This window comes from Pseudomonas sp. PS01297, from assembly GCF_029959305.1.
GTDB classification, from domain to species: domain Bacteria; phylum Pseudomonadota; class Gammaproteobacteria; order Pseudomonadales; family Pseudomonadaceae; genus Aquipseudomonas; species Aquipseudomonas helleri.
Genome location: NZ_JASCPQ010000116.1, coordinates 1 through 14,686, shown reverse-complemented (window position 1 = coordinate 14,686; position 14,686 = coordinate 1). Strand labels below are relative to the sequence as shown.

Here is a 14,686-nt window from a genome sequence, read left to right as displayed (position 1 = left end):
AGCTTGCCTCGCGATCTTTTAAAAGGGCAAAAGATCGCGAGGCAAGCTCGCTCCTACAGTTTTTTGTGGGTCAGGCGTTACACAGCCCTGCCCGCGCCTGCAGGCTCAGGTGCGCTTGTTCGCCGGGGGCCAGGCTTTGGGTCTGGGCGCCAGTGCTGGCGGATTCGACACAGACAAACCCCATCACTTCATTCCAGCTCACGCCAAGCAAGGGCCGCTTGCCCGGATGCCAGACCACGGTGTTGGCATGATCGCCGGTGTCGATGCTCAGGGCGCGCTGCCAAGCGTGGTCGTTTAGCTGCATTTCACCTTCGTGCTGGAACACGCGCTGGCATCCACCCACCACCCGCAGTTCACCTTTTTGCTGGCACGCCTCGCGATTGAGCTGGTCGTATCCGCGCACACCATCAAGCCCAGACAGCGCTACCTCAGCCACGTCTCCAATCCGCCAATAAGCCCGCAACGCCTGGCTGACCTGGCAAGGTTCGTCGTCCTGGTGCTCGGTGCTCAGGCGCAGTTCCATGCTTTCGCCCAGCCGGGCGTGCAGATCAACCTGCCAGTCGCACAACTGCAAACGCCAGTGCAGCGAAACACCTTCTTCGTCGGTGCTGCTGTCCAGCAGTTTCCAGTCGATCAGCCGCGCCCAGCCATGGGACGGCCAGGCATTTTCGCTGGGATGGCGCCCGTACCACGGCCAAAAGATCGGCACGCCACCACGGATCGCCCCCACTTGAGGCCATTTAGCCGCGCACCACAACCAGGGCTTTTGCCCGGTCGGCTTGAAGTGCAGCAACTGCGCACCTTGACGACTGAACACGGCCTGACAGTGCGGGTGGTCGATGACCAGTACGTCGCGTTGCTGAAAACGCTCCCACTGGAAAATCGGCTGCTCACGCTTTGATTTGAAAAAACGGTGAAGCGGATGCTCATGCATGTCCCACAGTCCTGAAAATCATGTCGTCCAACCCTTTGGAAACGGCCTCGTCTGCATCAAAGCGCCCTCCCCAAAAAAAACCGGATAGCACAGGCTATCCGGAAATTACGCATAACGAAAAGGAGCTTATCGCAACAACCGTTAGAAGACCGACTGAATTTTCAAACCGGCCACCAATGCGTTATCCACTTTGTCCACGCCACCGGGGTGGGTGATGTACTGCAAGTTGGGACGCACGGTCAGCCAATTGGTCACGTGGATACCGTAGTTGAGCTCGTAGTTGTACTCGGTGTCGCGCAGCGGTGAGTACGACAGGCTGTCGTAGTTGGTGACATCATTGGCGACGTTGGCCAGCTCAGCGTTTTTCTTCACTTGGTCGTTGACGTGGATGCGGGCAAAGCCAATGCCGATGTCATCTTTTGGACGCGCATCGAACGGGCCTTTGTACACGAACATCAACGACTGGTAGTTGTCGACGATGTTGGTGGCCTTGTCATGGAAGGTTGCGTTGGCGGCAACGTTCAGGCCGCGCGACGCATCACCGTTGTGGCTGGTGAGTTGTTGCTGCACAACCAGCCAGTAACCGTGCTTGCTGTCATGCATGCGATACGGTTGCCCGGTGGTAGCTGCGTCCTGGCCGTTGATGTCTTCACGCAGGTCAGGCGCTGGGGCCGAGCTTTTGTAGTAACCGATGCGGTATTCGCCCGGCAGGTTGTTGACCTTGGGCGACCAGACCAGCTCGACCGGCAAGACCGTACCTTTGGTGCCACTGCCGTTGAGTTTGAAGCCGTTGCCGTGCTCCAGTTGCGACGGGTTCTGGTTGTAGGCACCGATCTGTGCGTAGAACTCAGGCGTGATGTTGTATTTCACGCGCAGAGCCGCCTGGCTGACCGGCCAGTTGTACCAGATGTTGGTTGCCCAGTTACCCACCTGAGACCCGCAGAACGCCAGGTTCTGGAATTCACACGGGAAGGTGTTGAAGTCTTCGCCTTCACCGAAGTAACCGGCTTTGACGTCGAGCTTGCCATCGAGGAACTGATGCTGGATGTACAACTGGGTCAGTCGCACCATGTGCCCACGGCCGTAGACTTCTTGCGACGAACTCAAGGTGCCGGCACGCGGATCGCCGATACGGTCGTTGGAGATGTTCTCACCGTTACGGTTGGTGAGCTGGATCTTGGCCTGGGTGTTATCCCAGCCCCAGAGCTTTTGCAGGTCCAGCGCCACGCCCAGACCAAACTGGTCGCTGTAACGCGCAGTTTTATTGTTGTTGTAGCCGCCATGCAGGTTGGCGCCTACTTCACCGACATAATCAGCCTTGATGTCGATGCCCTGTTCGATGAGCTTGGTCCGCTCGCCCCCCCAATCCCCGGTCATCCATTTTGAATCGGCACTGAACGCTTCGTCTGCCATCGCATTGGCAGACATAACCAGCACGGCGGCCGCTGACAGCTGGCAGAACAACCGGGTATTGCCGTGTTGCTTTTTCATCCCAAAATCCTCGTCTTTTGTTATTAACTGTTTTTATCTAACGCGGTTTACAACATCTTCAGCCAGAAACAACACGCGTCCTTGTGTGCAGCTTTAGCGTCCTTTGAATTGGGCGACGTTATCGCCCCTGCTGTCCTGGGCGGATAACGCAGCGCCAACCCCTAAACGCTCACCTGTCTGGGCATCAAACAGCAGGACCTTGGCCGGATCGAACTGCAAGTTCAGGCTCTCGCCCACTTGCGGCGCAACATCAGGTGCCAGGCGGCAGCACACTTTGACGTCATTAAGCTGGACGAACACCAGCGTGTCCGGCCCGGTGGGCTCGGTCACTTTGACTTCGGCGCGAAGCGTGGGCAGGCCATTGGGCTCATGGGGTGCCAGCATGATCTGCTCGGGACGAATCCCCACGATGACATCCCGCTCTTCAAGCCCTGCGTCCTGCACCCCCAGCGGCAACTCACAACGTGCCTGCCCGCTGTCTAGCACGGCCATCAAGCGGCCGTCCTGACGCTTCAAGCGTAGACCAATGAAATTCATTGGCGGCGAACCGATGAAACTGGCGACGAACAGGTTGGCCGGGTCGTTGTAGATCTGCTTGGGGGTGCCGAACTGCTGGATGATGCCGTCCTTCATGACCGCAACCTTGTCGCCCAGGGTCATGGCTTCGATCTGGTCGTGGGTCACGTAGACGGTGGTGGTCTTCAGACGCTGGTGCATCAGTTTCATTTCAGTACGCATCTCGACCCGCAGCTTGGCGTCGAGGTTGGACAGCGGCTCGTCGAACAGGTAGATCTTGGGCCGACGTGCCAGCGCACGCCCCATCGCCACCCGCTGCTGCTGACCACCGGACAACTGGCCGGGCTTGCGATTGAGCAAGTGCTCGATCTGCAACAACTTGGCAACCCGCGCCACTTCTTCGTCAATGGCCGACTGAGCCATCTTGCGGATCTTGAGGCCGAACTCGATGTTCTCGCGCACGCTCATGGTCGGGTACAGCGCATAAGACTGGAACACCATGGCGATGTCGCGATCCTTGGGGCTCATGCCGCTGACGTCCTGATCGTCAATCATGATCGCGCCGCCAGTGATGTTCTCAAGGCCCGCGATGCAGTTCATCAGCGTCGACTTGCCGCAGCCCGAAGGCCCGACCAGGATCAAAAACTCGCCGTCCTTGATCGACAGTTCAATGTTCTTGAGGGTGTCTGGCAGGCCAGCACCATAGGTCTTGTTTACGTTACGAAGCTCGAGCGTTGCCATGATTACCCCTTGACCGCGCCGGCCGTCAGCCCGCGCACGAAATACTTGCCTGCGACCACATAGACCAGCAGGGTCGGCAGCCCGGCGATCATCGCCGCCGCCATGTCCACGTTGTATTCCTTGACCCCGGTGCTGGTGTTGACCAGGTTGTTCAGCGCCACGGTAATGGGCTGGGAATCACCGCTGGAAAACACCACACCGAACAGGAAGTCGTTCCAGATCTGGGTGAACTGCCAAATCAGGCAGACCATGATGATCGGGGTCGACATCGGCAAAATGATCCGCCGAAAGATCGTGAAGAAACCCGCGCCATCCAGACGCGCGGCCTTCACCAGTGCGTCGGGAATGCTGACGTAGTAGTTACGGAAAAACAGCGTGGTGAACGCCAGCCCGTACACGATGTGCACGATCACCAGGCCCGTGGTGGTGCTGGCCAGGCCCATCTTGCCGAGGGTGAACGAGGCTGGCAGCAGCACGGTTTGGAACGGCAGGAAGCAGCCAAACAGCAGCAAGCCGAAAAACAACTGCGAACCGCGAAAGCGCCACATCGACAGCACGTAGCCGTTCAACGCGCCGATGGCAGTCGATGCCAGTACCGCCGGAACGGTGATCTTGATCGAGTTCCAGAAGTAACCGTCAACGGTGGCCCAGGCCTTGACCCAGCCAATGCCGGTGACCACGCTCGGCCAGCTCAGCAAGTTGCCGGTGCTGATGTCTTCCGGGGTTTTGAAACTGGTCAGCAGCATCACCACCAAAGGCACCAGGTACAGCAATACCGCGACAATCAGCACCGCGTAGATCGCGATGCGGCTCAGGCTTAGTGAGCGTTTGCCGGTCAGACTAGTCATTTCGCTTGGCCCTCAGCTCGGAATACAGGTAAGGCACGATGATCGCGAGAATCGCCCCGAGCATCAGAATCGCACTGGCCGAGCCCATGCCCATCTGGCCGCGACTGAAGGTGAAGGAGTACATGAACATGGCCGGTAAATCTGACGAGTAACCCGGGCCACCGGCCGTCATCGCCGCCACCAGGTCAAAGCTCTTGATCGCGATGTGCGCGAGAATCATCACCGCACTGAAGAACACCGGGCGCAGGCTCGGCAGCACCACTTTCCAGTAAATACGCGGCAAGCTTGCGCCATCGATCTGGGCGGCACGGATGATCGATTGATCCACCCCGCGCAGGCCCGCGAGAAACATGGCCATGATAAAACCCGATGCCTGCCAGACGGCGGCGATGACCAGGCAATACACCACGCGGTCAGGGTCAATCAGCCAGTCGAGGCGAAAGCCTTGCCAGCCCCAGTCACGCAGCAGCTTGTCCAGACCCATGCCGGGGTTAAGCAGCCATTTCCAGGCGGTACCGGTGACGATCATCGACAGCGCCATCGGGTACAGATAAATCGTGCGGATAAACCCTTCGCGGCGGATACGCTGGTCGAGAAACACGGCCAGGGTCACGCCGATCACCAGGGTTATGCCGATAAACATGCCGCCAAACACCACCAGGTTCTTGCTGGCAACCCACCAGCGGTCGTTGTCGAACAAACGCTGGTATTGCGCCAGACCCGCCCACTTGTAGGTCGGCAGAAAGGTCGACGTGGTGAACGACAGAACGAACGTCCACAGGATGTAGCCATAGAAGCCCACCAACACGATGATCATGCTCGGCGCCAGCACCAGCTTGGGTAGCCAGCGTTGCAACACATCGAAGGGCGAGACTTTCCTGAACGCAGCAACAGAACTCATGGTGGAAATCCGTGCGAGGAAAAAGTAGAGACTGCTCCGGGTAGGAGCGAGCTTGTCTCGCGATCTTTTAGAGCCTCAAAAGATCGCGAGGCAAGCTCGCTCCTACAGGAGGGGGTTACTTGGCGGACTTGATCGCTGCGCCAAGTTTTTTGGCGGTGTCGGCCGGGTCGGCTTTAGGGTCGTTGATGTAATTGGTGATTACGTCAAAGAACGCCCCCTGCACGGCCAGCGTGGTCGCCATGTTGTGCGCCATGCTTGGCTGCAGGCCGCCGGATTTGGCGTCAGCCAGGAAGTCCTTGGCCGAGGTCTGGGCACAGGCGTCAAAGCCGAGCTTTTCCATGTTGCTCAACATGTCGTTGCGAACCGGAATCGAGCCCTTGTTGATGCTGAAGACTTTCTGGAAGTCTTCACCCAGCGCCACCTTGGCAATGTCTTGTTGACCGGCCTGAGTGCCCTTGTCTTTCACCTTGAACACCGCCAAAGAGTCGATGTTGTAGGTGAAGGCTTTGTCGGTGCCCGGGAAGGCTACGCACTCATAGTCTTTGCCGGCGATTTTCTTGGCGGCGGTCCATTCACTCTTGGCCCAGTCACCCATGATCTGCATGCCGGCCTTGCCGTTGATGACTTTGGCCGCTTCCAGGTTCCAGTCCTGGCCTTTGCCATCGGCGTCCATGTAGGTCGCGACTTTCTTCAGCTCGGTCAGCGCCTTGACCATTTGCGGGCCGGTCAACGCATCGTTGTCGAGGTCAACCAGGGCTTTTTTGTAGCCATCGACGCCCATGACCGAGAGCACCACCGCTTCAAACACGGTGCTGTCCTGCCAAGGCTGGCCGCCGTGGGCAAGCGCAATAAAACCCGCTGCCTTGAGCTTGTCACCGGCTGCGTAGAATTCTTCGAGGGTGGTCGGTGGTTTTTCGATACCGGCTTTTTTGAAGACTTCAGGGTTGATCCACAGCCAGTTCACGCGGTGGATATTCACCGGCACGGCCACGTAATCACCGTCGTACTTCACGGTGTCGGAGACTTTCTTGTCGAGCAGGCTGTCCCACTTCTCGTCTTTGGCGACCGTCTTCAACACGTCAGTGTCGAGCAGCCCTGTAGACGCCCACTCTTGAATGTCCGGCCCTTTGATCTGCGCCATGCCCGGCGGGTTACCCGCCACAGCGCGGCTTTTCAGTACGGTCATCGCGGTGGCACCGCCACCCCCGGCGACAGCGCCGTCCTTCCAGGTGAAACCGTCTTTTTCAACTTGAGCCTTCAGCACATCGACAGCAGCTTTTTCGCCACCTGACGTCCACCAGTGCACCACTTCAACCGAACCTTTGGAGTCGGCGGCATAGCTGCTCAGGGGGAATAGTGTGGCGAGAGAGATAACGACGGCGAGGCGATTGAATGAATTCATGAGATGCCCTTTCTTGTTGTTATAGCTGTGCAAGTCTTTTGCTTGCGCTACGAATGAGTGTATCCACGCGCCACCCGCCTCAAGTAACGAAGAGACGTCTGTTTGTCACCGTCTGGTGACATTCAAAAACGCAGTCGCGGGGCTGTTTGCGATCTTTCAGCATAAGCAACGTCAGGCTTCTTGTAGGCCAGAACCTTTGAAATCCTTACGAGATACAGTTTTTTCCGCATTGCCTGTAGGACGCATCCCGAAGTCGTTTTCCCACGTTGTACCCGCAAATAACATCAGCGAGTCTGCTACTCATCGTCGTAGAAAAAGAACGGATGCCGACCCCCTCAGGAGATTTTAGCCATGACAGAACGTAACTTAACGTCCCGGAATCATTGCTTCATTTACCCCATCAAAGATCAGGAAGGTCGCCCCTACGCCTGGAAAATCGATATTCAACGCGCGGGCAAAGTGCATGTGCATCACTTTGCTTTCGACCAATATGGCGGCGAGATTCCTGCACTGGAGGCCGCAGAAAACTTGCGTAACCAACTGGTGCTGAAAATGCCGCAGTCTTTCACCTATGAAGACCGCCAGCGCCTGATGCCGCATAACACCAGCGGCCACCCCGGCGTGTATCGCGTGCAGTCCAATCAGATTGATTACTGGCGCGCCACCACGCGCATTCACGGCTACAACCTGAGCAAGAGTTTTCGCATTGATAAATATGGCGATGACCAGGCCAAACAGCTGGCGCTTGAGGAACGTGAACGGCAGTTAACCCTGTGCAGCGACCCTTACGATGTCGCCATGGAAAAGCTCCAGCATCACTTCAGCCAGACCAGCCGGCGCGTGCGCGAGAACCGTATCAAGGCGGCCATGCACAAGCCCCGCGAGCCCAAGCCCACCGCCCAGGAGGTCTCTGGCACGCAGATGGAACGCATACTGCCGATCAGCGCCGAGCAGGCCAGCCTGTCTATCAGTCGGCATTTCGCGGCAAGTACAAAGTGACACGCAAGCCGCCCACACGCAGGTTTTGCAAGCTCACTTCACCGCCATGGCTGTGGGCGATGCTGCGCGCAATCCCCAGCCCCAGACCGTAGCCTTGCTGCTGCCCGGCCAGGCGAAAGTGCGGCTCGAACACCTGCTCAAGGCGCTGTTCGGGCACGCCCGGCCCCTCGTCGTCGACGGTCAGCACAAACGCTTGCTCGTTGTCATCTATGCGCAAGTGCGCGTTGGTGCCGTACTTGAGTGCGTTATCAATCAGGTTGCCCATGCAGCGGCGCAGGGCCAGGGGTTTGCCGTGATAGGGGCTGGTGGCTCGCCCCTGCAACGTTACCCGGCCATTCCCCTGCGGTAGCACATAGGGTTCTATCAGACAGTCGAGCAAAGTATTGACGTCGACCGGCTCGATATTCTCGTGAATGTCAGTGTCTTTCACGCATTGCAGCGCACCTTTGACCAGCATTTCCAGCTCGTCCAGATCGCGACCAAACTTGTATTGCAGTTGCTCGTCATCGAGCAGCTCTACGCGCAAGCGCAGGCGGGTGATGGGCGTGCGCAGGTCATGGGAGATGGCGCTGAATAACTGACCCCGCTCGGTCAGATACCGGCTGATGCGTGCACGCATAGTGTTAAAGGCCCGCCCCACTTCAACCACTTCGCTGCCACCGCCCACTTCGACAGGCTGGACCTCGTCTTCGCCCAGTGACATGTCACGGGCCGCCCTCGCCAAACGCTTGAGTGGGCGGCTTTGCCAATGCACCAGCACGCCGATAAACAACAGCAAAAAGATACTGCTCAGCACGATAAACCACAGTTGCAGCGCCGGCAGCCCTTCTTCTTCAAGGCTGGTGTAGGGCTGGGGCAGCAAGGACGCGATGTACAGCCACTCGCCCTGGGCCATCTGGATCTGCGTCACCAGCACCGGCGGGTCAACCGGTTCCAGGGTCAGAGCAAAGTGCGCCCACGAACGCGGCAGCTCATCGAGCTTCAGGCCCGCGTTGAAAATGCGTAAGTCCTGGGGGCTGACAAACTTCACTGACAGGTCTACATCAGGCCCCAGCGACTGGCGCAGCACTTGGTCCACGGCGTCCAGCACCGCCTGTTTGCGCTGGGTTGGCGGTAGCACCTGCATGTCCAGCGGCCGGTCATTGAGGCTGACGACAAAGCGCGTGCCGCCCATGCTGCGCATTTGATCCAGCACCAGCGGGCGATAGGCCAGCGGCAAGGAGCGCAAGTACGTCACCGTGGCGTTCATCGAATGAGCCATGCTGCGGGCACTGTTGACCAGGCCTTCAAGCTGGGTGGTGCGCAATTGTGAGAGCCAGATGGCACTCGACAACGTCTGCGCCAGCAAAATGGCCAGCAGCGTCAGCAGCAACATGCGGCCCAGCAGCGAACGGGGGAGATGCAGGCGGGATAAAAACTTAATGGCCATTTCCGACGGTGACCTCAGCCGCCAACTGGTAACCGCTGCCACGGATCGTGCGGATAAGCCGTGGCGGCTTCTCGGTGTCGCGCAAGCGCTGGCGCAAACGGCTGACCGCCATGTCGACTATGCGATCCAGCGGCATCAGATCGCGGCCACGGGTGGCGTTGCCGATCATGTCGCGATCGAGGATCTGCTGCGGGTTGTCCAGAAACAGCTTGAGCAAGGCGAAATCAGCCCCTGACAAAATCACCTCTTCGCCATCGGTATGAAACAGCCGATGGGTCACGGTGTTGAGCCGCCACTCGTCAAACGCCATAACTTCATGACCGGCGCTCGCACTGGAAAACTGCGCACGGCGCAACAAGGCCTTGATGCGCGCTTGAAGCTCGCGGGGGCTGAAAGGCTTGCCCAGATAGTCATCGGCGCCCAGTTCCAGGCCGATGACCCGGTCGGCTTCATCGGAACTGGCGGTGAGCATGATGATCGGAATTTGCGCAAAACGCGGGTGTTGGCGGACCCAGCGGCACAAGCTAAAACCGTCTTCGTCGGGCAGCATCACGTCCAGGATCAATAAATCGCTGGCCTGCTCATCAAGCGCCCGCCTGAAGCCCGCGCCGTCGCCCACGGTGCGCACTTGAAAGCCGGCACGGGTGAGGTAGATATCAAGGAGCTCGCGAATTTCCTGGTCATCATCGACCAGCAAAATGGATTTGCCGGATGTGCTCACAGGCGCTGATCCTTATTGTTGTTATGACATAGCTCTAAAAGGGCGAAGCTGTGTAGCCGCTGACGAGGTACGAGGCTGCGATGTGGGCCGCAGGACCGCCGATCGGGGGTCGCTTCGCAACCCATCGCAGCCTCATTCTTCGGCAGCGGCTACACCTATCAACCGAACGCTTGTTGCAGTGCCACGCCGGCGCCGATAAGGCCCGAGTACGGTGCGGTCACCAACCAGACCGGGATGCCGTTGAGATAGTCGCTCATGCAGCCTTTGTCGGCAAAGCTTCGGGCAAAACCGCTGGCCACAAAAATATCGGCAAAGCGCGGAATCACGCCGCCGACAATGTACACCCCGCCACGCCCGCCGACTGTCAGCACGTTGTTACCGGCCACACGGCCCAGCCAGCAACTGAAGTGCTCCAGCACCTGCAACGCCACCGGATCACCCACCAACGCCGCCGCAGTGATCGCCCGATCGCTGTCCAGCACCGGCTCATGCCCGTCGACCGCACAGATCGCTCGATACACACGCGGCAAACCGCTACCGCTCAAAATGCTTTCGGCGCTGACGTGGCCGATTTCGTTGTAGATGTGCTGCCAAAGCTGTACCTCACGCGGGTTGCTCATGGGCAGGTCGACGTGACCGCCCTCCCCCGGCAAGGCCATCCACTGCTCGTCGCCCAGGTTGAGCAAGGTGCCCACGCCAAGGCCCGTGCCTGGCCCGATGACCACCGCCGGGCGCGCCGGATCGGCAATGCCGGGGCACACCTGGCGCACGTCTTCGGGTTGCAGGCGCGTCATGCCCAGCGCCATGGCGCTGAAGTCATTGATCAGCAGCAGGTGGTCGACCTGCAAGGTTTCGCAAAACGCCGACCGGCTCAAGCGCCAATGGTTGTTGGTAAAGCGAAACTCGTCGCCGCTCACCGGCCCGGCCACCGACAGGCACACCGAACCCACCGCACCGGGCGCCAGGTTCAACTCATTGAGGTAAACCGTGATTGCGTCTTCCGGGCAGGCGTAATCGGCCGTGGCCAACACGCTGACTGAACGCAATTGCTCGTCTTCCCAGAGGGCAAAACGGGCGTTGGTGCCACCAATATCACCGACGAGGGCGAGTTTCATTTCAGGGATTCCAGAGACGAGGTAAAGGTACTCGCGCCCTGCTCGGCCGAACTGAAGGCCTGACGCATAAACGCAAACAACTCGCGCCCGGTACCGACGGCATTGCTCAAGGTGCCGACAGCCGGGGTGCGTGCGGCGAATTCTGCCTCATCCACCAACAGTTGCAACGTGCCTTTTACACCATCGACGCGAATCAGGTCACCGTCCTGGACCCGCGCCAGCGCGCCGCCCACTTCTGCCTCGGGGCTGACATGAATCGCCGCCGGGATTTTGCCCGATGCACCGGACATGCGCCCGTCGGTGATCAGCGCCACTTTGAAGCCACGATCCTGCAGCACGCCCAGGAACGGCGTCATCTTGTGCAGCTCTGGCATGCCATTGGAGCGCGGGCCTTGAAAACGCATCACGGCGACAAAGTCGCGTTCCAGTTCACCGGCCTTGAAGGCATCGGCCAGTTGCTGCTGGTCCTGGAATACCCGCGCCGGGGCTTCGACGATCTGGTGCTGCGGCGCAACCGCCGAGACCTTCATGACCCCGCGCCCCAGGTTGCCTTCCATCACACGCAGGCCGCCCTCGGCCGAGAACGCACGGGCCACCGGGCGCAAAATAGTCTCGTCGAGGCTTTCGATCGGGCCATCACGCCAGACCAATTGGCCATCCACGAGGAACGGTTCGCGGGTGTAGCGGCTCAAGCCGTAACCGGCCACGGTGTTGACGTTTTCGTGCAACAACCCGGCTTCGAGCAGTTCACGAATCAGGAACGCCATGCCGCCAGCGGCCTGGAAGTGGTTGATGTCGGCTTTGCCGTTTGGATACACATGGGACAGGGTTGGCACCACCTCGGACAGGTCGGCCATGTCTTGCCAGGTCAACTGAATACCCGCCGCCATGGCAATCGCCGGCATGTGCAGGGTGTGGTTGGTGGAGCCGCCGGTCGCGTGCAGGGCAACGATGGAGTTGACCAGAGAACGCTCGTCCACGATCTCGCCCAACGGGGTGAAATTACCGTTTTGTTGGGTCAGACGGGTGACTTGATGCGCCGCTTCGCGAGTCAGGGCATCGCGCAATGGCGTGTAAGGATTGACGAAAGAAGCACCGGGCAAATGCAGGCCCATCACTTCCATCAGCAACTGGTTGGTGTTGGCGGTGCCGTAAAAGGTGCAGGTGCCGGGGCTATGATAGGACTTCATCTCAGACTCCAGCAGCTCTTCGCGGCTGGCTTTGCCTTCAGCGTAGCGCTGACGTACGTCGGCTTTTTCTTTGTTGGAAATGCCCGACGGCATCGGCCCGCCCGGCACAAAGATGGTCGGCAGATGACCGAAGCGCAGAGCGCCCATCAGCAGACCCGGCACGATTTTGTCGCAAATGCCCAGCATCAGCGCCGCGTCGAACATGTTGTGCGAGAGCGCCACGGCGGTCGACAGCGCGATCACTTCGCGGCTCAACAGGCTCAGCTCCATGCCGGCCTCGCCTTGGGTCACGCCGTCGCACATGGCCGGGGTGCCGCCCGCGAACTGGCCCACAGAGCCCATTTCACGCAGGGCTTGCTTGATTTGTTCCGGGAAGTGCTCGTAAGGCTGGTGCGCCGAGAGCATGTCGTTATATGACGAAACAATTGCCACGTTAGCGGCGTTCATCAGCTTGAGGGTGTTTTTGTCTTCTGTGCCACATCCGGCCACGCCATGGGCAAAGTTGGCACATTGCAGCTTGCCGCGTTGCGGTCCGTCACTGGCCGCATCACGAATAAGCGTCAGGTACGCCTCGCGGGTAGCTCGACTGCGGGCAATAAGACGCTCGGTGACTTCAAGAACGCGGGGATGCATGTGTTGAACTCCAGGCTAACGGATGTGGCGACCTGTGCGTGTCCTATGCTGACTGAGGCTCGCAGACGCGTGCTCAGTCGTTCGGACCCGTTGATTCAGGTCACTCGTTGTAGATAAAACAAAATATTGCCACTTAAATGGCTTGTTTTCTATTTTTATGAGAATAATCTTGTAATTCCAACAACAAATTGATGACAGGTGCTGTCCATGACATTACGAATCGCAATCAATGGTTTTGGCCGGATCGGCCGTAACGTCCTGCGAGCACTGTATACCCAAGGCTACCGACAGGACTTGCAGATCGTCGCCATTAACGATCTGGGCGACAGTTCCATCAACGCTCACCTGCTCAAGTACGACACCGTTCACGGCACGTTCGATGCCACTGTTGAGCATGATCAGGAAAGTCTGACGGTCAATGGTGACCGAATTGCGGTGACCGCCATCCGTAATCCGGCTGAACTGCCCTGGGCCGACCTGAAGGTTGATGTGGTATTTGAGTGCACCGGCTTCTTCACCGAGCGCAGTAAAGCAGAGGCGCACATTACGGCCGGTGCGCGTAAGGTGATTATCTCGGCGCCGGGTAAAAATGCCGATGCGACGGTGGTCTATGGCGTCAACCACGACATTCTGCGCCAATCGCATCAAATCATTTCTAACGCATCGTGCACCACCAACTGCCTGGCGCCTGTGGCGCAAATCCTCAACCGCGAGTTCGGCATTGCCAACGGCCTGATGACTACCATCCACGCCTATACCAATGACCAGAACCTGACCGATGTTTATCACACCGACCCGTACCGCGCGCGTTCGGCCACGCAGAACATGATCCCGAGCAAAACCGGCGCCGCCGAAGCCGTAGGCCTGGTGCTGCCAGAGCTGGCCGGCAAGCTGACCGGCATGGCGGTACGCGTGCCGGTGATCAACGTGTCGCTGGTCGACCTGACCGTTGAACTGACGCGCGAAGTCACGGCGGCAGAAGTGAACGCGGTGTTTAAAGAAGCCAGCCAGCACTCCAAGGTATTGGGTTACAACAGCCTGCCGCTGGTTTCCAGCGACTTCAACCACAACCCGCTGTCGTCGATCTTTGACGCCAACCACACCAAGGTCAGCGGCAAGCTGCTCAAAGTGCTGGCGTGGTACGACAACGAGTGGGGCTTCTCCAACCGTATGCTCGACAACTGCCTGGCGCTGCACAACGCGGAGTGACGCGATGATCGGTATCAGCTTCACCACGGCCACCTTGGCGGCGCGCAAGCGCATCGCCCTGGTGGCGCATGATCACTGCAAAGGGTTTTTGCTGGACTGGGCCGAACGCCACAAGGCCGCGCTCAGCCAGCATGACTTGTGCGCAACGGGCACCACCGGCCTGTTATTGAGCAAGCGCCTGGGGTTGCCGATTGAAAGCATGATCAGCGGCCCGCTGGGCGGTGATCAACAGGTGGGGGCGCAGATCGCCGAGCAGAAAATCGACATGCTGGTGTTTTTCTGGGACCCGTTCGAGCCACAGCCCCACGACCCGGACATCAAGGCCCTGCTGCGCGTGGCGGCAGTGTGGAACATTCCGGTGGCGAGCAATGAATGCACCGCTGACTATTTGCTCAGCAGCCCCCTGATGAACCAGCCGCACGAACATCGCATTCCCGATTACGCCGCGTATTTGAAAGGCCGGGTTTAACCTGGAATAAAACACACATCTTGTGGGAGCGGGCTTGCTCGCGAAGAGGATCGACTCGGTCAACCCTCAGACCGCGTCGCCCCAATCG

13 protein-coding genes are annotated in these 14,686 nt (G+C 59.0%); 3 read left to right on the top strand and 10 right to left on the bottom strand.

The genetic code is table 11. The features are described 5' to 3' along the window. Positions 1-70: 70 nt before the first annotated feature. The 6 genes from QMX84_RS23455 to QMX84_RS23430 form a co-directional block, all read right to left on the bottom strand. On the bottom strand, positions 71-934 hold the full coding sequence (locus tag QMX84_RS23455; protein ID WP_048367934.1) for a D-hexose-6-phosphate mutarotase: 864 nt from the start codon (positions 932-934) through the stop codon (positions 71-73). A gap of 141 nt (positions 935-1,075) precedes the next feature. Next, positions 1,076-2,425: a carbohydrate porin gene (locus QMX84_RS23450; protein WP_048367935.1), complete on the bottom strand. Its 1,350-nt coding sequence runs from the start codon at positions 2,423-2,425 to the stop codon at positions 1,076-1,078. Positions 2,426-2,518: 93 nt separating this feature from the next. After that, positions 2,519-3,682: an ABC transporter ATP-binding protein gene (locus tag QMX84_RS23445; RefSeq protein WP_153433139.1), complete on the bottom strand. Its 1,164-nt coding sequence runs from the start codon at positions 3,680-3,682 to the stop codon at positions 2,519-2,521. A gap of 2 nt (positions 3,683-3,684) precedes the next feature. Then, a complete protein-coding gene (locus QMX84_RS23440) occupies positions 3,685-4,530 on the bottom strand; it encodes a carbohydrate ABC transporter permease (protein WP_048367940.1) in 846 nt (281 codons plus the stop codon). Next, positions 4,523-5,431: a sugar ABC transporter permease gene (locus tag QMX84_RS23435; protein ID WP_123749774.1), complete on the bottom strand. Its 909-nt coding sequence runs from the start codon at positions 5,429-5,431 to the stop codon at positions 4,523-4,525. Before QMX84_RS23435 ends, QMX84_RS23440 begins: the two co-directional genes overlap by 8 nt. Positions 5,432-5,546: 115 nt before the next feature. Next, positions 5,547-6,833: an ABC transporter substrate-binding protein gene (locus QMX84_RS23430; RefSeq protein WP_282364894.1), complete on the bottom strand. Its 1,287-nt coding sequence runs from the start codon at positions 6,831-6,833 to the stop codon at positions 5,547-5,549. Positions 6,834-7,184: 351 nt separating this feature from the next. Here QMX84_RS23430 and QMX84_RS23425 point away from each other — a divergent pair, with 351 nt between their 5' ends. Continuing rightward, positions 7,185-7,832, top strand: coding sequence for an AP2 domain-containing protein (locus tag QMX84_RS23425; protein ID WP_048367945.1), 648 nt, complete (start codon positions 7,185-7,187; stop codon positions 7,830-7,832). On the opposite strand, the gene QMX84_RS23420 is transcribed toward QMX84_RS23425, so the two are convergent. The 4 genes from QMX84_RS23420 to edd all read right to left on the bottom strand — a co-directional run bounded on the left by QMX84_RS23420 (position 7,801) and on the right by edd (position 12,920). Then, complete coding sequence (locus QMX84_RS23420) at positions 7,801-9,261, bottom strand: ATP-binding protein (RefSeq protein WP_123749772.1); 1,461 nt, start codon at positions 9,259-9,261, stop codon at positions 7,801-7,803. The two genes, QMX84_RS23425 and QMX84_RS23420, sit on opposite strands and share 32 nt — an antisense overlap. Next, positions 9,251-9,982 carry a response regulator transcription factor gene (locus QMX84_RS23415; protein ID WP_262125096.1) on the bottom strand — a complete coding sequence of 244 codons (732 nt, stop codon included), beginning with the start codon at positions 9,980-9,982 and terminating at the stop codon, positions 9,251-9,253. Before QMX84_RS23415 ends, QMX84_RS23420 begins: the two co-directional genes overlap by 11 nt. A gap of 158 nt (positions 9,983-10,140) precedes the next feature. After that, the gene (locus tag QMX84_RS23410) at positions 10,141-11,097 is read right to left on the bottom strand and encodes a glucokinase (RefSeq protein ID WP_282364893.1); all 957 of its coding nucleotides are present in this window, start codon (positions 11,095-11,097) and stop codon (positions 10,141-10,143) included. Further along, the gene (gene edd / locus QMX84_RS23405; RefSeq protein WP_282364892.1) at positions 11,094-12,920 is read right to left on the bottom strand and encodes a phosphogluconate dehydratase; all 1,827 of its coding nucleotides are present in this window, start codon (positions 12,918-12,920) and stop codon (positions 11,094-11,096) included. The genes QMX84_RS23410 and edd overlap by 4 nt, the downstream gene beginning before the upstream one ends. Positions 12,921-13,127: 207 nt before the next feature. Here edd and gap point away from each other — a divergent pair, with 207 nt between their 5' ends. Both gap and QMX84_RS23395 read left to right on the top strand, forming a co-directional pair. Next, entirely contained in the window at positions 13,128-14,129 is a 1,002-nt protein-coding gene (gene gap / locus QMX84_RS23400) for a type I glyceraldehyde-3-phosphate dehydrogenase (protein ID WP_262125098.1), read from the top strand. Positions 14,130-14,133: 4 nt separating this feature from the next. Further along, the gene (locus tag QMX84_RS23395; protein ID WP_123749769.1) at positions 14,134-14,598 is read left to right on the top strand and encodes a methylglyoxal synthase; all 465 of its coding nucleotides are present in this window, start codon (positions 14,134-14,136) and stop codon (positions 14,596-14,598) included. The last annotated feature ends 88 nt before the right edge of the window (positions 14,599-14,686 follow it).